Below are 20,231 nucleotides of genomic sequence, written 5' to 3' on the forward strand. Positions count from 1 at the left end.
ACACCGGGGGAAAGCCGGGGCGTCAAAACACCTCATCCCCCCTGGGCTCAAAGTGCGGCACCGCGTTCATGTCGTGCCGCAGTTTCGAAAGCGTGTGGTACATCCGTTTGCGCGCCCGGCTCTGGTTGCCCAGGGGGCGGTGCTCGGGAATGCAGTGCCAGGGGTTGTACGACAGGCGTTTGGCAAACTCCATTTGCGCCGGGGAGTCGAACTTTTGCTGCGGGATGCGCAGCGTGGCGGCCGAGATGCGGGGCGACAGGCGCTCGGGCCACAGCACCCCGGCGTTCTCGATGGGCATGAGGTGCGGGTCGGTCTGCACCTGCAGGCGCACATCCAGCTCCACGTCGCCTGCCGCCAAGGACGCGACCATGGCGTTGCGCAGGTAGTCGTCGGGCGGGCGCAGTGGCAGGCGGGGGATGGGGGTGCGGTGTTTGGTCTTGGGCCAGAACGAATACTGCATGGCCTGGCCCTCGCCCAGCAGGTACGGCACGCAGCTGAAGTAGGGCGCCTCCAGCGGGCTGCTTTGGGTTTTGGTCCACAGGCCTTGCATGATGGCGTCCAGCACGTGGGGGCGGTGCAGGTTGAAGAAGTAGAAGATCTGCGCGTTCTTCAGGCTCTCTTTTTGCAGCTGGGCGTTGGCGATCACATCCGGGGTGACGAAGGTGGGCGGCGACACCCCAAACATGTCTTGGGTGAACTTTTCCTCGTCCATCAGCTTGGGGCCGGGCACGTCCATCAGCTTGACGCTGATGCTCATGAAGCCCACATCGTCGATGTCGGGCGTGACGTAGGGGCCGGGGCCGGAAAAACGCACCCAGGCCGGGTAGCTGCGCGGGGTGGCGTAAATGCCGTGGCGCAGCTGGGCGGGCAGGTCGGGGTGGACGATGAATTCGGCCCGCACGATGCCCTGGGTTTTGGTGTTGCCGCCGCGCTCGAAGCCACCGGGTTTCCACAGCGCACGCATCTGCTCCTGGAAGCTCTGGATGATGGAGTCCACGCAGGCTTCTTCACCCGGCAGGATGCGTTCCTCCGCCAGTTGCAGGCCCTCATTGGGGCGCTGGGCGTTGATGAGGGCCGTGGTCAGCCGGGTCAGCGGCTCCAGCAGCAAAGCCTCGAAGGCCGGGCGCAAAAACGGGTCGAAGCGGCGCTCCAGCTGGATCAGCGCCAGCGAGGTGTCGGACAGCCAATTGCGTACGGCGGAGCCGGTGTTGGCGCGGGGCACCGGGCGGCTGGAGTTCGAGTTCATAGCGATCCTAGGTAGCGCAGGGCGCGGATGCCGGGCAAAAAGAAGTAGGCCCCGCCGCGCACGGTGACGAACTGCGGCAGGCCGGTGAGGTGCTGGTCGGGGCCGGTGGGCTGGGGCATGGAAAAGCCGTCCTGCGCGGGTTTGCGGATGCCCACCAGCGGGTCGGTTTCGCCGTGCAGCCCGGCAAACTGGGGCGCGTTGAGCCAGGCGGCCTGCACAAATTCAAACTGGCGGGCGATGTTGGCACCCAGGCAGATGAAGTACAGACCGGATTCGGTGGTCCGGTACTCGCGCCCGCGGCGCAGCAGGCGGTGGAAGCGGGTGGAGGCCACGCGGTCCTGGGCCAGGGCCGGGGCATCGAAGCCCAGGGTACGGGTCAGCCAGCCGATAAAGCCGGGCTCCCCGGGCGGCAGGTCGGCGGTGCGCGGGTTGGCGCGGCGCACGTGGGCACCCAGCGGGCAGTGGGTGCCGCGCGGGTCGGCGGCGTAGGTGAAGCCGTTGGGGTCGCCGGGTGGGGCATCGGCCAGCGGATGGCCATCCATCTTGCGCCCCACCAGGGTGGCGGCCAGGGTTTCGCGGGTGGCCGTGTGGTGTTGGGCCACGCTGTCCAGCCAATGCCAGAAGCCTTGCACGTCCTGCTGCAACTGGCGCAGCACCAGGTAGCTGCCGTTGCGGCCCAGGTCGGCCCGGTCGGGGGCATCCTCGGCGCGCGGCAAGGCGGGGTGGGGCGGCAGCAGCGGTCGGTCGGTGTAGCCGCCGTACTCGTTAGGGTAGCCCAGCAGGGTTTCGCCCAGGCAGCTGAGGTTGCTGTAAGTGGTGTGCTCGGCATCCACGGCGGGGCGGGTGCGCTCCCAGTCCAGCGCGGGCTGGGAGATGCCGTCTTTGAAGCCAAACGGCTCCACCTCGCCCAGGTCGGCGCAGGGCAGGCGGGCCAGGATGGCAAAGCCCGCCGCCATGTTGCCTTCAATGTGGGCCTGCCACGCCGCCAGGTGGCCGGGCAGGGCGTACAGCATCAGCAGCAGGTGCGGAATGCGCCCGCCCGTGCCCCACTGCCACTGGCTGGGCGCGTTGGCCCCCACATCGCCCAGGCGGCGGGCGCGGCTGGGGTCGGTGCCCATGCCAACCAGGAATTCGCTGGAAAAGCCCTGCACCGTGGCCTCGGGCACGCCCAAGGCGCGCAGGCCTTCGCTGGTCAGGGCCAGTTGCAGCATGGTGGCGGGCGGTGGGTCGGCGGTGGCGGCGCTGGCGACCGGGGCCGTGGCCAGCCAGGCGCGGGCCTGGATGGGGTCTTGCACCCGCAGCAGGAGGAAGCAGGCTTCGGAGTGGCGTTTGTAACCAAAGCGGACGATGCCCTGGATGTCGTCGAACTCGGTGGTCATCGCATCGGGGTTCATAGCAACCTCAGCCAATCTTGCAGCTCTGCGTCGGTGGGCGCGGGGTTTTCCAGTCCGGCGCGGATGCGCTGGTTACGCAGCAGGTCGGCCAGGGTCAGGCCGGGGTAGGCCTTGTACCAAACCTGGGTGGGAACCTGGTGGCGGCGCTGGAAGTATTTGAACGCTTGCTCGTGCCGGGCGCCGCCCAAAATCAGCCAGTCGGTGCGTGGCCAGCCGATGCCGTTGCCAAACACCAGGTTCAGGCCCCAGGCCACTTTGTTGATGAAGTCGTCCATGTAGCCCTGGTGGCTGCCGTCGTAGTTGCTGGTGAAGACCACGCGGCTTTTGCCGTCCAGAAAGGCCCAGCGGGCGAAGTGGATGGTCTGCACCCGCGCCAGGTGGCCGCGGATGAACACGTGGCGGCAGGCGTAGTCGATCAGCACCAGCAGCACTGTGACCAGGCCGCGCCGGAAGGCGCCGGGCTTGACCGGGCCGATCGCGGTGTACTGGTTGCTGACGTCAAAGTCTTCGATGTCCTGCAGTTCCTGCAAAGCGACCGGGTCGGGACGCGGGCAGAGCACGGGGTCGGTGGTTTCGCGGCGGCGCAGGGCGTAGACCAGCCAGGGCAGCAGCACGATGAACACCGGCAGCAGCACCAGGCCCACCAGCGGCACGCCGAGCAGGTGCACCAGGTTGGCGATTTCCCAGCCCAGCGGCGGGATGGCGGGTGGCGTCAGGTGCAGGTGGCCTGCGAGGATCTCGGCATCCACAAAGCTGCGCAGGTACTGGTGGGTGCGCTGCGCATCGGCTTCGATGTTGCGCGGCACCCGCTCGGACAGGGCCTTTTGCAGGGCGGCTTCTTCACGGATCTGCTGCACGCTGCGGCCGCGCCAGTTCACGTAGGTGGCGGCCAGCGGCAGGTCGTGCGCCCGCATCCAGGGGGCGAGGCCGTCGCCCTGGGTGAAGCCTTCGCAGTGGGCAAAGATGCGGCCCAGCCCGGCCCCGGCGCGCTGGGCCATCGCGTCCAGGCAGGCATGTGCCGGGCCGTCGCAGTCGCCCATGAAAGCCAGGTAGGTGGGCAGGCGCGGGCGCGGCAGGCCCAAGGTGGTGAGGTCGACTTGCAGCGCATCGTCGAGCAGCACAAAGCGCGCAAAGTGCAGCTGCGGGAACTGGCCAAACGGCAGCAGCGCGTTGTGCGGATCGGCCAGGCCGGGGTTGGCGTTCATGGTTGCCAGCAGCGCCCGCAGATCGGCCTCGCGCCCAGCCAGCAGCGGCGCAACGACCATGAAATGCGACTGCGGAGTCATAGTGTGGGTTTTTAGGCCGTTTTTCAACCATCAAATTGGCTGCCCGTGCTGATTCAATGAGCACGGGCAGCTATCAAATTTTTTATCAAAATCTATAGCGTGGCTAAAACTGCAGGCAGAAGTCGATCAGCCGCTCTTTGCCCCAATACACCTTGCCCAGGTAGAAGCCGGGGCCGATCAGGCGGATTTCGTCGCGGATGTAGTGGGCCAGCACCGAGGTGTCGGAGTAGTCCAGCACGATGCATTCCTTGCCATCGAACCAGCTGTCGTCCTTGTAGACCCGGGCCACCACGGCCTCGATGCCGAAGGGCAGCACCTTGTTTTTGAGAGAGCCTTTTTGGGCATCGAACACTTTGCCCTGCCAGCCAAAGTGGTTGATGATGGAGGCGATGCTGTGGGTGTATTTGGTGCCGGGCGCGATGATGGCCGTGCCCTCGGCCCCGCCATCGGGGATGTCGCCCGCCGGGCTGGCGCGGAACAGGTCGTCCAGCTCGGTCTGGCTCATTGCCAGCAATTGGTGCACGTCGTAGGCCATGGTTTTCTCCTTCGGAAGGTCAGGGGTGGAGGATGGCATCGGCCGCCTTTTCGCCCACCATGTAGACGGCGGCGGCGATGAAGAAGCCGGGGATGCGCGGGAATACCGATGCGTCCACCACCCGCAGGCCACGCGTGCCGTGGACCCGGAAGTCGGGGCCCAGCACGCCGCCGCCCGTCACCGGGCCGATGGGGCAGGAGCAGGACGCGTGGTGGCCCCAGGCGGTGTTGCGCACGTAGTCGGCCAGTTCGGCATCGCTTTGCACGCCGGGGCCGGGCAGGCATTCCTCGGCGATCAGGCCGCTGGCCAAAAACGGCGCGGTAAGGCGGCGCACGGCACGGATGGCCTGCACCACGGCCTGCAGGTCGGTGCCTGCAGCGTCGCTGCCTTCTTCAAAGTAGCGGAAGTTGACCAGCGGCGCTTCCAGCGGATTGGCCGAGCGCAGCGTGACGGTGCCTGCGCGGTTCAGGGTGTGGGCCTTGAGGATGGCCCAGGTGAGGCGGTCGCTGTGCTGCCGGATGACCTCGGAAAAGCCCGGCGCGTAGCCCTCGAACCGGGTGGGCAGGGCCATGCAGAAGATGTCGGGCTCGGCCTGGTAGGGGCTGGATTTGGCTATCAGGCCCAGCATTGCGCCGTTGGCGGCGTACATGCCCGAGCGGTCGTTCTTCCAGCGTTCCCAGACCGGGTCGCCCCGGGTGAACCGCGCCTCCCGCAGGCCCTGCCAGGGCTGGCGCATGCGGTGGGTGAGGGCAACCTCGTAGCGGTCTTGCAGGTTGCGGCCCACGCCCGGCAGGTCCACCCGCACCGGGATGCCGTGGGTGCGCAGGGCGGCGGCAGGGCCGATGCCGGACAGCATCAACAGCTGCGGGGTGTTGAAGGCGCCGCCGCACAGAATGACTTCCCGGCGGGCCTGCACCTGGCGGATGGGGGCTGCGGCCGGGTTGGGCCGGGGATGGGCGTGGTACAGCCGCTGGCCTTTGCGGTACTCGATCCCGCAGGCCGCGCCCTCGGCATTGAACAGCACGCGGGTGGCCAGGGCGTGGAGTTCGATGTGCAGGCGGTCGGGGTGCTTGTCGCGCACCTGCAGCAGGCGCTCGCGCGCGCCGACGCGGCTGTGCCCCGCGGTGCTGATGGGCGTGTAGCACAGGCCTTCGAAGCTGCCGCCGCCCCAGGGCCGGGCGTTGGGGTCGCCGCGCACGCGCAGCCAGCGCAACAGGCTGCGCAGCGGGGTGGGCAGGCCGTGGGTGAAGTTGCGGGCGGTGCGGGCCAGCAGGTCGACCAGCTGCGCGTCGCCCAGGGCTTCGGGTGGCACCGAGCGCTCGGTGTGCAGCCAGCCGTGCCAGCCGTGGCCGCTGGGGTCCAGGCCCAGGCGCTGCAGGGCGCGCCACACCGGGCGGTGCTGGCAGGCTTCCAGCCGGGCAAAGTAGCGTTGCATGTGCTTGGCACGCCAGCTGGCGTCGCCGGTCAGCTCGGCGATGTGGTTCCAGTCGGAGTCGTGCGGGCGCATGAAGATCATGGCGTTGTGCGCCGTGCAGCCGCCCAGCCCGGCGGCGCGCGGGTACAGCACGCCCTGGCGGGCGGCGCTGTATTTGGGGTCGCGCGCCTGCCGGGCCTCGTCGGCGTAGTGGCGGACTTGGAAGTTCCAGGCCATGGCTTCGTTCTCACAGGCAAAGGCGTGGAAGCCGGGCACGTCGTAGTCGTCGGGCAGGCGCGGCTCGCCCGACTCGGCTTCCAGGCGCGGGTCGCCCCCCGCTTCCAGCACACAGACGCGCTGGCCCGCCTCTACCAGCCTGGCGGCCAGGGTGCCACCGCCTGCGCCCGTTCCCACGATGATGGTGTCCCATGGTTGGCTCTCAAGAATGGGCATGGAACTAAAAGGTTTTGAGGAAGGCGATCAGCGCGCGCTTGTCGTCGTCGCTCAGCTCGGGTTCGGTGCCAAAGGCTTTTTCGTCGGCGCTCAGGCCTTCTTGCTGGTTGAACTCGGCCGTGCCGAAATAGTGGCCGCGGTTGACCACGAAGTCGGGGCATTTGCTCAGGCGCAGCAGCGGGGCCCGCAGGTTGGCAAACTTTTCGCGCAGCTCCGCGTCGGGCGCGTTGCGGGCCTTGAACAGGTCTACCGGCAGCTTGAGCAGCACCTCGGCCAGGTCGCGCTTGTGGGCCAGCGCGTCGCCGTCTTCGGGCTGCAGCTTGAGGTTGGCAATCAGGCTGACCGGCATGCCCTTGGGAATGGGCCCCAGGGTGATGTCGCCGCCCAGTGACGGGATCAGGCGGTGCAGCACTTTGCGCAGGGGCTGCAGCACGCTGGGCACAAAACCGGCGGGCACGATGATCTGGCTGCGTTGGTCGGTGCGGTCGATGGTGCCGGGCACCTGGTTGCCCAGCACGCTGTCGCGCACGCGCTGCTCGGGCCACAGCATCTGGTTGATGGACGCGTCAAACACGGCCATGCGCCCGGCCACCGACGGGTCGCCGTTGAACGGCCCCACGGTGTTGTTCAGCAAATACGGCGCGGTAGACCACAGGCTGACCAGGGACGGCACGCGGGTGTAGCCGCGCCCGCCTGCGGGCATGGCGTAGGGCACGTTGGCCCCGGTGAACGGGTCGCTCAGGGTGACCGTGCCCACGCTGGGCAGCTGCTTGTAGGCGGTGGACGAGAAGTTGTCCCAGATATTGCCGCCCAGCGCGTTGCTGGCCAGCGGGCTGCACACGTTGGTGCGCAGCAGCGTGGCGGGGATGCGCGCCTCGGTGGACAGGTAGTTGCCCTGCAGGAAATCGGGCGCCTGCACGATCTGGCGCATCAGTTTTTTATAGCCCTCGGTCTGGGTCCAACCCCAGTAGGCCTTGAAGCAGCCCAGGTAGCCGCCGCCTGCGCATTTTTGCGGCTCCAGGCCCAGATCGGGCGGGGGCGTGGGGGCTTTGCTGGAGTGGCAGCGGGCGCAGGTGTCGGCAAACACCTGCTTGCCGCGGTCCAGCGTGGCGCCGTCGGCCTGCAGGTAGGCGGCGCCGCCGGGGGCGTTGTGCAGGTAGTCGGGCTGGGCGGCCTTGAGGAAGAACAGGGCGGTGTTGGGCGTGCCCGCTTCCGTGGCCTGCCAGTAGCCAGAGTTCTTTTGCGCGGTGGCGATCGGGATGGGGGTGATGGCTTTGCCGCCTACCACCGGGTTGAAGTGCAGCATCCACTCTTCGCTGAACAGGCCGATGTTGAGGTACACCCGGTTCAGCGCGCCCAGCAGGCCCACCGAGTCAGAGCCGTCTTTGAGCACATGGGGCACGCGGGCGATGTGGGTGGCGGGGTCATAGAACTCGGTCAGCGGGCCGCTGGTGACGAAGTCGTTGAACTGCTTGTTGTCGCGCTCGCCGCCGTTCAGGGGTTCGTGCCACAGCTGCTTGCCCTGGGCCATGCGCTCGGCAAAGCCGTACACCGCGTTCATGGTGCGCGGGTTGTTGATGCTGTCGGTGGAGATGAGCGAGGTGTCCATGGCCCCGGGCCGGAAGCTGTGGGCCAGCTGGTACATGTAGTTGCGCTGGCCCTCGGGTTGGTTGGCGTTGTGGATGAACAGCCGGTCCACCCACATGTACTGCGCGCCCACCGACGAGCTGAGGTTGGCAAACGCGGGCGCATTGGGGTTGGGCGGCGGGTTCACCGGGCTGGGGCCCACGTGGCAAAACGCGCAGGACATGCCCACGCGGTAGGGGCGCACCAGGTCCTGGCGGTTGTAATACTTTTCGTCGGTGTAGTACTTTTCGGCATCCCACGCTTTGGCCGCCTGGGCGTCGAAGGCCGGGTTGGGGAACAGGCGCAGCCCCAGGATGCCGGTGGCCTCGCCGTAGAAGGAGCCGGTGGGCAGGGTGGTGCCGCGGGACCCCACCGCCACGCCGGGGTATTTGACGGCGTTTTCAAACGGATCGGGGGCGCAGCCCGCGCTGCGCGCATCCAGCCACAGGCCTTGGTGGGCGGGGTCGGGGCCCTTGGCCGCCTCAAAGCAGGGTTCGTTGACCAGGCCCAGGTAGGCCCAGCGGTTGGCCCGCGAATAGCCCTGGCGGGGGTGGGAGCTGATGATTTTGAGCAGGTCGAACGCGCCAAAAGTGTCGCGGGTCAGCTTGTCCCACATGCGGTCGTTGCCGCCGCTCCATACCAGCCACATATTGCGCCCGGCCACCTCTTGCGGGGTCAGGGCCAGAGCCCCATCCATGTCGTGGAAATAGTCCTCGGTGACATGGGTGAAGCTGCTGCCGTTGCGCCCGGCCTGCAGGGCTTCGTCCAGCACCTTGCCCACCACCGGTGCCTGGGCGCTGGCGGGCAGGCCCGTCAACAGCAGGCAACCCAGTACCAGCAGGACCCCGCGCGCCGCGTGCTGGATGGTCCACCGTGGTGTGGTGTGCTGACGCATGTGTGCCATAGCGATCCCCCGGTTGCAGGTCAACAGTGCGCCTTTTGCAGCCTGGTGTAAAGGGCTGGGCAAGGCGATTCAGTCTAGGCCGCTTGCCTGTGGTGGGCATCCATCAAAGGGGGGATAAATGCCGCAGGGGGCGATGGTGCGATTTGCTATTCAAGTTATAGCTGCTAGTGCTTATCCTATAAGCGCAGCGTGCCAATTTCACCTATATTTTGCAGCCGCGTTGGCGTACTTACTGCTTAGGCATAGGGTTAGCTGCGCAATGCATAAAGTAGACTCGCAGACAGTCGCGCTGACTTTCACACGCAGTTGCCACGCCCATTTATCCAATCCTTGAGAGGTTCATCCATGGCTGCCGGAAAATCCAAAATCATCTACACGCTCACGGACGAAGCGCCCATGCTGGCGACGCATTCGCTGCTGCCCATCGTCAAGGCTTTTACCAGCCAGGCGGGTATCGATGTGGTCAGCGCCGACATTTCGGTGGCCGCGCGCGTGCTGGCCGAGTTTCCTGAATTCCTGAGCGACGCGCAAAAAGTGCCCGCCACCCTGGTCGAGCTGGGCCGCCTGACCCTGCTGCCCGACACCAACATCATCAAGCTGCCCAACATCAGCGCCTCGGTGGGCCAGCTGATCAACTGCATCAAGGAACTGCAATCCAAGGGCTATGCCCTGCCCGACTTTCCTGAAGATCCCAAGACCGAAGAAGAAAAGTCCATCCGCGCGCGCTACTCCAAGTGCACCGGCAGCGCCGTCAACCCCGTGCTGCGCGAAGGCAACTCCGACCGCCGCGCGCCCAAGGCCGTCAAGGAATACGCCCGCAAGAACCCGCACAGCATGGCCCCGTGGAGCCAGGCGTCGCGCTCGCACGTGTCGCACATGCACCGCGGTGACTTCTACCACGGCGAAAAGTCCATGACCCTGGACCGCGCCCGCGACGTGAAGATGGAGCTGGTCACCAAGAGCGGCAAGACCATCATCCTCAAGCCCAAGGTGTCGCTGCTGGACCGCGAAGTCATCGACAGCATGTTCATGAGCAAGAAGGCGCTGGTCGAGTTCTATGAGAAAGAAATCGAAGACGCGCACCAGACCGGCGTGATGTTCTCGCTGCACGTCAAGGCCACCATGATGAAGGTCTCGCACCCCATCGTCTTCGGCCACTGCGTGAAGATCTTCTACAAAGACGCTTTCGCCAAGCACGGCAAGCTGTTCGAGGAGCTGGGTGTCAACGTCAACAACGGCATGGCCAACCTGTACGAAAAAGTTGCCACGCTGCCCCAGTCCAAGCGCGAAGAAGTGCTCAAAGACCTGCACGCCTGCCACGCCAACCGCCCCGAGCTGGCCATGGTCGACTCGGCCAAGGGCATCACCAATTTCCACTCGCCCAACGACGTGATCGTGGATGCCTCCATGCCCGCCATGATCCGCAGCGGCGGCAAGATGTGGGGGGCCGACGGCCGCCTGAAGGACGTGAAGGCCGTGATGCCCGAGTCCACCTTCGCCCGCATCTACCAGGAAATCATCAATTTCTGCAAATGGCACGGCGCGTTCGACCCCAAGACCATGGGCACGGTGCCCAACGTGGGCCTGATGGCGCAGCAGGCCGAAGAATATGGCTCGCACGACAAGACCTTCGAGATCACCGAAGACGGCGTGGCCAACATCACCGACCTCGCCACCGGCGAAGTGCTGCTGAGCCAGAACGTCGAAGCCGGTGACATCTGGCGCATGTGCCAGGTGAAAGATGCCGCCATCCGCGACTGGGTCAAGCTGGCTGTGTCCCGCGCACGCAATTCCGGCATGCCGGTGGTGTTCTGGCTCGATGCCTACCGCCCGCACGAAGCGCAGCTGATCACCAAGGTCAAGATGTACATGCATGAGCACGACACCACCGGCCTGGACATCCAGATCATGAGCCAGGTGCGTGCCATGCGCTACACCCTGGAACGCGTCATCCGCGGCCAGGACACCATCAGCGCCACCGGCAACATCCTGCGCGACTACCTGACCGACCTGTTCCCCATCATGGAACTCGGCACCAGCGCCAAGATGCTCTCCATCGTGCCCCTGATGGCCGGTGGCGGCATGTACGAAACCGGTGCTGGCGGCTCTGCGCCCAAGCACGTGCAGCAGCTGGTGGAAGAAAACCACCTGCGCTGGGATTCGCTGGGCGAGTTCCTGGCCCTGGCTGTGTCGCTGGAAGACCTGGGGATCAAGACCGGCAACGCCAAAGCCAAGCTGCTGGCCAAAACCCTGGATGCCGCCACCGGCCAGCTGCTGGACACCAACAAAGGCCCGTCCAGCCGCACCGGTGAGCTCGACAACCGCGGCAGCCACTTCTACCTGTCCCTGTACTGGGCCCAGGCCCTGGCCGCCCAGACCGAAGACCCCGAGCTGCAAGCCCACTTCGCCCCCCTGGCCAAATCCCTGGCTGCAGGCGAAGCGCAAATCGTCGCTGAACTCAAGGCCGTGCAAGGCCAGCCCGCCGACATCGGCGGCTACTACCTGCCCGACCCCGCCAAGACCGAAGCCGTGATGCGCCCCAGCGCCACCTTCAACGCGGCGTTGCAGGCGATCGGCGCCTAAGTGGTGGCGTGGGTGCTATGTAAAAAGTAGCTGCCCATGCTGATGGAATAAGCGCTAGAGCCTTATTTCATGCCTGGTTCCAAAAATGGCTGCTCCCTGCACGGGGAGTGGCCATTTTTTTGGCCGGTGTGGCGCGGAAATCGGGCGCCCGGGGCGCCTACAACTTCCCGTACTGTGTGCCACCCGTCTTGTCACCGCCCTCCAGCGGCATCAGGTCCGACATGTATTCCTGCTCGCCCACCTGCACCCGCGGCGGGGCCTTGCCGCGCTGCAGAGCGGCCATGAAGGCGGCGCGCTCTTCGGCGGACACGGCGGGGTAGCGGTGGCGCGACAGCGGGGTGGTCGGCGGGGCACTGTTTTGGGCCAGGGTCGCCCGTGCGCGCAGGGCAGCCGTCGGCGTGCCCCCGTGGTGCGCCGGATCGCTGGCCCGGGCGGGACGCTCAAACGGCTCCTCGGACTCCAGCACCCGCCAGTAAATGCCGTCGATCACCACCCCGTAGCGCTGGTAGGCCGCCGTGCGCATGCTTTGCTCCATGGCAAAAAAACTCTTGTTCCGGGCCTGGCCACCCGCCACAAACGACTTGGCCACGTCCACCATGGCAATGAACCGGTGGTGCCGATCGTCCACCGGCATCACCTTGAAGCGGTACATCTGCGACAGCACCTCCATCGACAAAAAGGTCTCGCGGATCGACTGGTACAGGCACTCCTTGCGGTACGCCTTGCGCTCTTCCAGGTCCATGCGCTGGCTGGGGGGCGCCGCTGGCGTGGTGCCGGTCGCGGGCGCGGTGCGGAGGAGTTTTTTGAAGAAGGTGAGCATGGGGTGCTTGGGGTGGAACGTGCGTTGTATTTTGCGCTGTACCGGGTGCGGGACGGCATTCCTTCTTTGGAATGCTATTGGAGTTCTATCCAGGCGGAAAACGCCAGGGGCCGGATGCCGAAACGGATGGCATTGCCCGCGGGCCATCCCCTCACAACGCCAACACAAACCCCTCCACCACCGCCCCCGGCGCGCTCACGCTTTGCAGTTGCCGCGCCCCGTACGTTCCCTCCGCAGGCACCAGTTCGGCCTGGTCCGTCAGCGCCACCAGCCCCGGGCCGAACATGCGCAAAAACGAATCGTCAAAGCGCATCACCGCGATCGGCGCGACGATCTTTCCGTCTTCCACCCAGAAGCAGGCGAAGCGGGTCATGCCGGTCATGCGGCAGGCCTGGCGGTCGCTGTAGTTGAGGTAGTGCAGGTTGCTGATGAAGACCCCCGTGCCCAGGGTTTGGAGCACCTCGGCCTCGGGCAGGGTGCCGGGGGCCATGGACAGGGATTCGGGGCTTTCGCCGTCGGCGCTGCCGTTGGTGGGCAGGCCGTATTCCACCGCGCTGCGCGGGGCGGTCAAGCTGGCTGCTACCTGGCCTGCGCGCACCAGGGGCACGGCGTCGGGCTTGGTGAAGCCGTCGGGCTGGAAGCGCGGGGCGATGCCGTCGGCGGTGGCTTCCGTCAGCGTGACCATGGGGCTGAGCGTGGCCTTGCCCTGGTGGGCCAGCAGCAGGGTGGAGGTGCCGGTTTTCAGGTCTTTCAGGCCAAAGCCGCCCCAGGCCAGGGTGCCCAGCAGCTCGGCCACGGCCACGGGGCTGAAGTAGACGCGGTAGGCACCGGGGGCCAGGGTTTTGGCGGGCAGGGCCAGCAGGGCCAGGCGGGTGCGGGCCTCGGCCACGCGGCGGGCGAACTCTGGCGTGTGCCAGTCGGTACCCGCGTAGCTGCATTTCACGGCCTGGTCCTTTTCGCGGTACAGGCACCAGTCGAAGTGGAAGCTTTCCACGCTGTGCCAGTTGCGCTGGCCGCGGCTGTCGGCAAAGGCGCGCACCACGCTGCCACCGGCGTAAAAGCCCACCAGATCGGTGCCTGCGGCATGTTCGGCCACGGCGGCGATCAGCTGCTCGGGCGTGGGCAGGGTGCCGGTGGCGCTGCGTGCGGTGGGGACCACCGCATCGGGCAGCAGCAGGTAGGCGTCGTCGGGCACCAGGGGGAGCTGCTCCAGCAGGGCGGTGCGCTCGGCCCGCAGCGCGGCGGTGTCGGTGGCCAGGTCGCCGCCCAGGCTGATGCTGCTGGAAGCGCGCTTGTGGCCCGCCACCACGCTGACGGTGCCGTAGCGCTGCTCCACGTGGGTGGCCTGGCGCACCTGGGCGTGGTTAAAGCGGATGAAGTCCGAGGTTTCGGCGGTGAAGTAGAGCGTGACGCGGTCGGCCCCGGGCACGGGCGTGCAGACGGCGGCGGCAAGGTCTTGGAAGTAGCTGTGCATCATGCGGCTCCGCCAAATACCGACACATCTTTGAACAGGCAAGCGGGCGAGGCGTGGCCTACGCGGATCACCTGGTTGGGCTCGCCCTTGCCGCAGTAAGGGGTGCCCATGACCTGGAAGGTGCTGGCATCGCCCACCATGGCCAGCGAGCGCCAGAACCCGGCGGAGATGCCCCGGTAGTTGGGCCGCTTGACGACTTCGGCCAGCTGGCCGTGGCGCACCATCTGGCCCCATTCGCAGCCAAACTGGAACTTGTTGCGCGAGTCATCGATGCTCCAGGAGGCGTTGGTGCGCAGCACGATGCCCAGCTCCATGCTGGCAACCATCTGTTCCAGGCTGCTGTCGCCGGGCGCGACGTTGAGGTTGCCCATGCGGTCAATCGGCGCGCGGTTCCAGCTGCAGGCGCGGGTGGTGGCCACGCCGCCCATGCTCGGTGCCAGGGCTTGTACCCGGGCCTGCGACAGGCTACCGCCCAGGGGCCGCTGCAGGATGCCGTGGCGGATGATCCAGGCCTGTTGGGCCGCAGTGCCGTCGTCGTCGAACGCAAAACCGGCGAACTCGTGGGCTTCGTCGGGCGCGAAGCTGACGTTGAGCAACGGGCTGCCGTAGGCGTGGTGGCCAAACATATCCAGCGTGACAAAGCTGGTGCCCGCGAAGTTGCGCTCGTCGCCCAGGATGCGGTCCAGCTCCAGTGGGTGGCCGATGCTTTCGTGGATCTGCAGCATCATCTGGTCGGGCATCAGCAGCACGTCCATCACGCCGGTGGGGCAGTTGGCGGCACGCACCAGGGCCAACGCCTCGCGGGCCACGCGCGGGCCGTCCCGGGTGAAGCCTGCGCGGTCCAGCACCTCCAGGCCGCCTTGCTGGCAAAAGCCGTTGTACTGGCCGGCCGAGGTGCGGGTTTGGGTGTCGCCGTCCGCGCTGGCCACCGCGGTGATGTTGGGCACCACAAAGTCCCAGCTCTGCGCCATGTGGCCGCCGTCGCTGGTGACCAGCAGCTGCTCGGTGTGGGTGGTCCACAGGGCGGCGCTGCGGTCCACGATCTCGACGCCGATGTTCGCGCTGGCGCACACCTCCTTGAGCAGGTCGAAGCGCTCGGCCAGCGTGGTCTGGGCGACCGGACGCTGGTTGGGGGAAGTGAAGCTGCCGGTGGCGGCGGGCCGGGGCGCCTTTTGATAATCGAACACGCTGTGCGCGGCGCTGGCGGCGGCCAAGGATTGGGCCTGGGCAAAAGCCTGGCGCAGCCCGCGGTCGGACACATCGCTGGTGGCGGCAAAGCCCTGGCCGCCGCCGTGCTGCACGCACACCATCACCCCGGCATCGCGCTCGCGGCTGGGGGCTTCGGCCACGTCGTTGCGCACCACCAGGCGCTCGGCGGATTCGGTGACAAAACGGGCGGACCAGAAGTCCACCCCGCGGGGGGCGGCAGACTGCGCAAGGGAGGCGGTGGAGGGCATGGTGCTATGGAATAAGGAGCTTCTCACGCCGATCAGACAAGCGTAAGCAGCCTATTTTTTATAAATTTTGGTAACAGACTGTCCATGCTACAGGCAGACCGGGTTACCGCGGTAACGCAGGTCGGGTGCTGTTACGCGATGTGACCTGGGATCAGGCACAAAAATCGCATAATCTCCAGGGTTGCCGGTGCGGCGCGCACTGGCGCGCGCAGGCAGGTTGGGCGCAGCGGGTATTTACCGGACACATTTTGATGAACTCTTTTGTAGAACTCTTTCAACTCTATTTGCTGCCGTTTGCCATCGGACTTGCCATGGTCGGGCTGTACATGCTGTTGCGCGGCCTGGGCAAGCAGGACGACTTGCCGCTGGGCACGGCCTCGGGTTTTGTGGCGGCCCAGCCGCGCCCTGCGCTGGCGGCCACACCGGTGGTGCCGCAACCTCCCGTGCTGCTGACCGAGCGCTCGGGTCTGCCGCACCAGGACCTGCTGGTGGTGGACGACTCGGCCGTGGCCCGTGCCAAACTGCGCAAGCTGCTGGAAGCCGCGGGCTACAGCGTGGCCGTGGCCAACGACGGTGCCCAGGCGCTGGAGGTGCTGGCCACCGGCAGCTTCTCGGTGCTGGTCACCGACCTGGAAATGCCCAACATGAACGGCTTCGAGCTGATTGCCGCGGTGCAGGGCAATATGGACACCGAAGACATGCCCATCATCGCCATCACCGGCCACGACGAAATGCAGGCCCGGGTGCACGACTGCCAGGGCTTGTACGGCATCTTCAAGAAACCCTGGAACGACCGCGAACTGCTCAAGCGCGTGGCCACCCTGGTGCAGATGCGGCACAAAGCCGCAGCCTGAAAGGGCGCTTTGCCTTCCTCCCGAAGCCGCAGCGATGCGGCTTTTCTTTTGGGCAGAGTGGGTATGATTAGCTATACTTTTAGTAGCTTCTCGCGCCCATTGCATCAGCGCAAGCGGCTTATTTCTTATCTATTCAACAGGCAAACGATTCGACAAACTTCGGGTCGCCTTTGAAGCGGCACGCCAGCGTGGCGGCACTGACCACCAGCCGCGTGCCGTTGGCAAACTGCAGTTCGATGCGCACCGGGCCCGGGGCTGCGTAGGGGAAGGGCAGGGCGGGCAGAACCCGGCCGCAGACCCACAGTTTGCCGTGGGACAAACGGCCCACGCTGTCGGCCAGCGGGCCGTCCACGGTGGCCCCGGTGCAGGCGATTTCCAGCGACTGCACGTAACCCGCACCGGCCCCGTCGGCCTGCACAAAGGCGGCGGAGAAGGCGAGGGTGAGCGCATCGGCCCGCAGCACCACACTGCGGACTTCGGAGTCGTGGAATGCGAGTTGGCCTTGCATGGGGCGATCCTTTCAGAGCCGGTAGACCGTGGCCTGCCAGGGGGCCAGCAGCACCTGGCTGGCCCCGGCGGCAGCGGTGTCGCCCGCGCCGTTGTCGAGCACGGCCTCTGCCACCCGCAGGCCGCCGGGCAGGGCGTAGCGCAGGGCTTCGGTGCCGAAGTTGAGCAGCACCAGGTAGGCATGCTCCCCCAGCGTGCGGGTGTAGGCAAACACCTGCGGGTGCGCGGGGTCGATGTCCTGGTAGGCGCCGTGCACCAGGGCGGGCGTGCTGCGGCGCAGGGCCAGCAGGCGGCGGTGGTGGTGGTAGATGGACTGCGGGTCGGCGGTTTGGGCCGCGGCGTTCCAGTCGGGGTAGTCGGGGTTCACGGCCAGCCAGGGGGTGCCGGTGGTGAAGCCCGCGTGGGCATCGGCGCTCCATTGCATGGGGGTGCGGGCGTGGTCGCGGCTGGTTTCACGCAGGTGGGCCAGGTACTCGGCGGCGGGCACCTGGCCGGTCTCGACCAGCATGCGCCAGTTGCCTTTGACCTCCACGTCGTCGTACTGTTCGATGCGCTCGAACGGGTAGTTGGCCATGCCCAGCTCGTCGCCCTGGTACAAAAACGGCGTGGCGCGCTGCGTCAGCGTGAGGGTGGCCAGGGCCTTGGCCGACAGGGCGCGCCAGGCCGGGCGGTCGTCGCCGAAGTGGGACACGGCGCGCGGGTTGTCGTGGTTGCCCAGAAAGGCGGCGTTCCAGCCGTGGCTGCCGCCGGTCTGGTCGATGCGGGTGTACACGGCCTTGAGCTGGGGCAGCGTCCAGGGGATCTTGCGCCAGTTGTCGCGGTCCAGCCGCACGATGTCGAAGTGGAACACCATGCTCAGCTCGCCCCGGCGCGCGTCGGTAAACAGTGGGGCGGCGGCAAAGTCCACGCCAAAGGCCTCGCCCACGGCCACCGCGCCGTAGGGAGCCAGCACCTCGCGGTGCATGTCCTGCAGGTACTGGTGCACGCGCGGGCCGCTGGCGTAGACGGCCTCGGGGTGGGCCAGGTGCTCGGGCGGCAGGTTGGGCAGGCCGTCTTGCTTGGAGATGAAGGGGATCACGTCCATGCGGAACCCGGCCACGCCTTTGTCGAGCCAGAAGCGCATCACCTCGTAGACCTCGTGGCGCACGGCGGGGTTTTCCCAGTTCAGGTCGGGCTGCTTGGTGGCGAAGTAGTGCAGGTAGTACTGGCCGGTGTGCGCGTCCCACTGCCAGGCAGAGCCGCCGAAGAACGAGGGGTAGTTGTTGGGCGGGCCGCCGTCTACCGGGTCGCGCCAGATGTAGTAATCGCGGTAGGGGTTGTCACGGGATTGGCGGCTTTGCTGGAACCAGGCGTGCTCGTCGCTGCTGTGGTTGACCACCAGGTCGATGATGAGCTGGATGCCGCGTGCCTTCAGCCCGGCCAGCAGGTGGTCGAAGTCGGCCATGCTGCCAAACTCGGCCATCACCTGGCGGTAGTCGCGGATGTCGTAGCCGTTGTCGGCGTTGGGGCTGTCAAAGTGCGGGCTCAGCCACACCACGTCCACGCCCAGTTCTTGGAGGTAATCCAGCTTGGCGCGGATGCCGTTCAGGTCGCCTATGCCGTCGCCGTTGCTGTCCATGAAGGAGCGTGGGTAGATCTGGTACACCACGGCATCCTTCCACCAGGCAGCGTTTGAAAGTGGGCGTTTTTCCATGGCGGTGTTTCCGATTTTTGGGGCAGTTTAGCGCAGAGTACAGGGCTTTTGTGATGTGCATAAAATAGGCGGTTTACGCTCTGTGTGTAAAGACTTTTAGCTATATTTTTGGTAGTAAATGCCGGGGCGTGTTTCTTATGATCTTTTTTCCTCTGGCCACTGTCGGTCGGCGCCGTGTGGCCGTGGGCCTGTTGGCGGCCTTGCTGGCGGGCTGCGGCACGGCCCCGGTCGAGCCGAACCCGCCACCCGCCACCAACCCGCCCGCTGCCAAACGCCTGCCGCGCATCGGCCTGGCGCTGGGCGGCGGTGCAGCGCGCGGTTTTGCGCATGTGGGCGTGGTGCAGGTGCTGGAAGAGGCGGGCATCCGCCCGGACCTGGTGGTGGGCACCTCGGCGGGCAGCCTGGTGGCATCGCTGTACGCCAGCGGCAAGAGCGGCGCGCAGATGCAGCAGGTGGCCGAGACCATGGAAGAGGCCGCGTTCACCGACTGGACCCTGCCCATCTTCAGCCGCGGCGTGCTGCGCGGCGACGCGCTGGCCCGCTACGTCAACGCCCAGGTGGCGAACCGCCCGATCGAGCGCATGCCGCTGCCCCTGGGCGTGGTGGCCACCGACCTGAACAGCGGCGAGGCCGTGCTGTTCCAGCGCGGCGATACCGGCACGGCGGTGCGGGCTTCCAGTGCGGTGCCCGCCGTGTTCCAGCCGGTGAAGATTGGCGGGCATGAGTACGTCGACGGCGGCCTGGTCGCCCCGGTGCCGGTGGGCTTTGCCCGGCAGATGGGGGCCGAGCTGGTGATCGCGGTGGACATCTCCAGCGCCCCTGAGGGCAACCCGGCCGATGGCACGCTGCAAATCCTGCTGCAGACCTTTGCCATCATGGGCAAAAGCATCAACAGCTTCGCGCTGCGCGAGGCCGACGTGTTGGTGCGCCCGGTGCTGCTGGGCATGACCAGCGCCGACTTCGGCGGCCGCCGCCGGGCCATCGAGGCGGGGCGGGCAGCGATGCTGCAGGCGCTACCGGCGCTGCGGGCGGCGATGCTTGCAAAATCAAAATAGTCCAGGTACTCAACCAGTTCCCACGCAGCGTGACAAACGCGCCTTCCAGACGAAAAAAAGCCCCGTCTTGCGGACGGGGCTTTGAAGGATTCCTGAGCCTGATGGCATCGAAGGAACCCGAGGAGACGACTGGAGAGAACCGGGGTTCCCAAAAGTGTCTTGCGGGTCTGCGGGCAGACCCGGCGTAATTAACGCTTCTTGGTGGCAGCAGCGGCGGTGGTGCCAGCAGCGGACACGGCCTGGGCAGCTACAGCCTTGAAGTTGGCTTCGGCAGCGTCAGAAGCTTGCTTGACAGCCTTTTGAACGGATTCAAAAGCGTTGTTGGCAGCAGTCACGGCGCTCTTCATCACGGCCACGGCAGGCTCGGAACCGGCAGGTGCGTTCTTGGTGGCGGACTCGATCAGGCCAGCAATCTTCTTTTGGGCTTCAGCGGATTGGCCTTCAACAGCCTTGCTGAACTCAGAGCTGGTGCCCTGGGCGATGTCATACAGGTGACGGCTGTAAGCAGCGGTCTTTTCGGCCAAAGGCTGCAGCAGGCTGGCTTGCAGAGCCAACAGTTCTTGTGCGTCTTTCACGCTCAGAACGGCTTGCGAGTGGCTGGAAGCTTCGGACAAAGCAGCCTTGGAAGCGCTCAGGTTCAGTTCGACCAGCTTTTCCACGCCTTCGAAAGCCTTGGTGGTCAGACCAAACAGGGTTTCAACGGTAGCCTTGTGCGAAGCCAGGATTTGTTCAGTAGTCATCATGTCAATATCTCCAGTTTAAAAAAAAGAAAAGGTTGCTATCTGCTCTGACTTAGTCCGTTACCGGTTATGTTGCAGTGCAGCATGGAATAAATTATAGGCCGTCCATTGCGGCTTGCAATAGGCGTTTGCTGCACCGCAGCATTCTAGAGATTCGACTCTATCGCCGGACAAATTCACCCAATAGACA

15 protein-coding genes are annotated in these 20,231 nt (G+C 66.2%); 3 read left to right on the forward strand and 12 right to left on the reverse strand.

All coding sequences use genetic code 11. From position 1 onward, the window contains the following. Positions 1-22: 22 nt before the first annotated feature. The 6 genes from AB3G31_RS07965 to AB3G31_RS07990 all read right to left on the reverse strand — a co-directional run bounded on the left by AB3G31_RS07965 (position 23) and on the right by AB3G31_RS07990 (position 8,858). On the reverse strand, positions 23-1,246 hold the full coding sequence (locus AB3G31_RS07965; RefSeq protein WP_367849654.1) for a hypothetical protein: 1,224 nt from the start codon (positions 1,244-1,246) through the stop codon (positions 23-25). Further along, the gene (locus tag AB3G31_RS07970; RefSeq protein ID WP_367849655.1) at positions 1,243-2,640 is read right to left on the reverse strand and encodes a Dyp-type peroxidase; all 1,398 of its coding nucleotides are present in this window, start codon (positions 2,638-2,640) and stop codon (positions 1,243-1,245) included. Before AB3G31_RS07970 ends, AB3G31_RS07965 begins: the two co-directional genes overlap by 4 nt. After that, on the reverse strand, positions 2,637-3,926 hold the full coding sequence (locus tag AB3G31_RS07975; RefSeq protein ID WP_367849656.1) for a hypothetical protein: 1,290 nt from the start codon (positions 3,924-3,926) through the stop codon (positions 2,637-2,639). The genes AB3G31_RS07970 and AB3G31_RS07975 overlap by 4 nt, the downstream gene beginning before the upstream one ends. A gap of 103 nt (positions 3,927-4,029) precedes the next feature. Further along, positions 4,030-4,461, reverse strand: a complete 432-nt coding sequence (locus tag AB3G31_RS07980) for a hypothetical protein (RefSeq protein ID WP_367849657.1) — start codon at positions 4,459-4,461, stop codon at positions 4,030-4,032. 19 nt (positions 4,462-4,480) lie between these two features. Next, positions 4,481-6,328, reverse strand: a complete 1,848-nt coding sequence (locus AB3G31_RS07985; protein ID WP_367849658.1) for a GMC family oxidoreductase — start codon at positions 6,326-6,328, stop codon at positions 4,481-4,483. Between the two features lie 4 nt (positions 6,329-6,332). Then, positions 6,333-8,858, reverse strand: a complete 2,526-nt coding sequence (locus AB3G31_RS07990) for a hypothetical protein (RefSeq protein ID WP_367849659.1) — start codon at positions 8,856-8,858, stop codon at positions 6,333-6,335. Between the two features lie 345 nt (positions 8,859-9,203). On the opposite strand from AB3G31_RS07990, the gene AB3G31_RS07995 reads away from it, so the two are divergent. Further along, entirely contained in the window at positions 9,204-11,441 is a 2,238-nt protein-coding gene (locus tag AB3G31_RS07995) for an NADP-dependent isocitrate dehydrogenase (protein ID WP_367849660.1), read from the forward strand. A 157-nt stretch (positions 11,442-11,598) separates the two neighbouring features. On the opposite strand, the gene AB3G31_RS08000 is transcribed toward AB3G31_RS07995, so the two are convergent. The 3 genes from AB3G31_RS08000 to AB3G31_RS08010 all read right to left on the reverse strand — a co-directional run bounded on the left by AB3G31_RS08000 (position 11,599) and on the right by AB3G31_RS08010 (position 15,192). Continuing rightward, positions 11,599-12,261, reverse strand: coding sequence for a hypothetical protein (locus tag AB3G31_RS08000; protein ID WP_367849661.1), 663 nt, complete (start codon positions 12,259-12,261; stop codon positions 11,599-11,601). A gap of 151 nt (positions 12,262-12,412) precedes the next feature. Further along, entirely contained in the window at positions 12,413-13,735 is a 1,323-nt protein-coding gene (locus AB3G31_RS08005) for a TldD/PmbA family protein (RefSeq protein WP_367849662.1), read from the reverse strand. After that, positions 13,735-15,192 carry a TldD/PmbA family protein gene (locus tag AB3G31_RS08010; protein WP_367849663.1) on the reverse strand — a complete coding sequence of 486 codons (1,458 nt, stop codon included), beginning with the start codon at positions 15,190-15,192 and terminating at the stop codon, positions 13,735-13,737. Before AB3G31_RS08010 ends, AB3G31_RS08005 begins: the two co-directional genes overlap by 1 nt. A gap of 251 nt (positions 15,193-15,443) precedes the next feature. Here AB3G31_RS08010 and AB3G31_RS08015 point away from each other — a divergent pair, with 251 nt between their 5' ends. After that, a complete protein-coding gene (locus tag AB3G31_RS08015; RefSeq protein WP_367849664.1) occupies positions 15,444-16,046 on the forward strand; it encodes a PleD family two-component system response regulator in 603 nt (200 codons plus the stop codon). Positions 16,047-16,179: 133 nt separating this feature from the next. On the opposite strand, the gene AB3G31_RS08020 is transcribed toward AB3G31_RS08015, so the two are convergent. Next, positions 16,180-16,554: a hypothetical protein gene (locus AB3G31_RS08020; protein ID WP_367849665.1), complete on the reverse strand. Its 375-nt coding sequence runs from the start codon at positions 16,552-16,554 to the stop codon at positions 16,180-16,182. A gap of 12 nt (positions 16,555-16,566) precedes the next feature. Beyond that, positions 16,567-18,246: an alpha-glucosidase gene (locus tag AB3G31_RS08025; RefSeq protein ID WP_367849666.1), complete on the reverse strand. Its 1,680-nt coding sequence runs from the start codon at positions 18,244-18,246 to the stop codon at positions 16,567-16,569. 137 nt (positions 18,247-18,383) lie between these two features. Here AB3G31_RS08025 and AB3G31_RS08030 point away from each other — a divergent pair, with 137 nt between their 5' ends. Beyond that, positions 18,384-19,301 carry a patatin-like phospholipase family protein gene (locus AB3G31_RS08030; protein WP_367849667.1) on the forward strand — a complete coding sequence of 306 codons (918 nt, stop codon included), beginning with the start codon at positions 18,384-18,386 and terminating at the stop codon, positions 19,299-19,301. A gap of 188 nt (positions 19,302-19,489) precedes the next feature. Here AB3G31_RS08030 and AB3G31_RS08035 read toward each other — a convergent pair whose 3' ends face one another. Continuing rightward, positions 19,490-20,044: a phasin family protein gene (locus AB3G31_RS08035; protein ID WP_367849668.1), complete on the reverse strand. Its 555-nt coding sequence runs from the start codon at positions 20,042-20,044 to the stop codon at positions 19,490-19,492. Between the last annotated feature and the right edge of the window lie 187 nt (positions 20,045-20,231).

The sequence above is a fragment of the Rhodoferax sp. WC2427 genome (assembly GCF_040822085.1).
In the GTDB taxonomy this organism is placed as follows: domain Bacteria; phylum Pseudomonadota; class Gammaproteobacteria; order Burkholderiales; family Burkholderiaceae_C; genus Rhodoferax_B.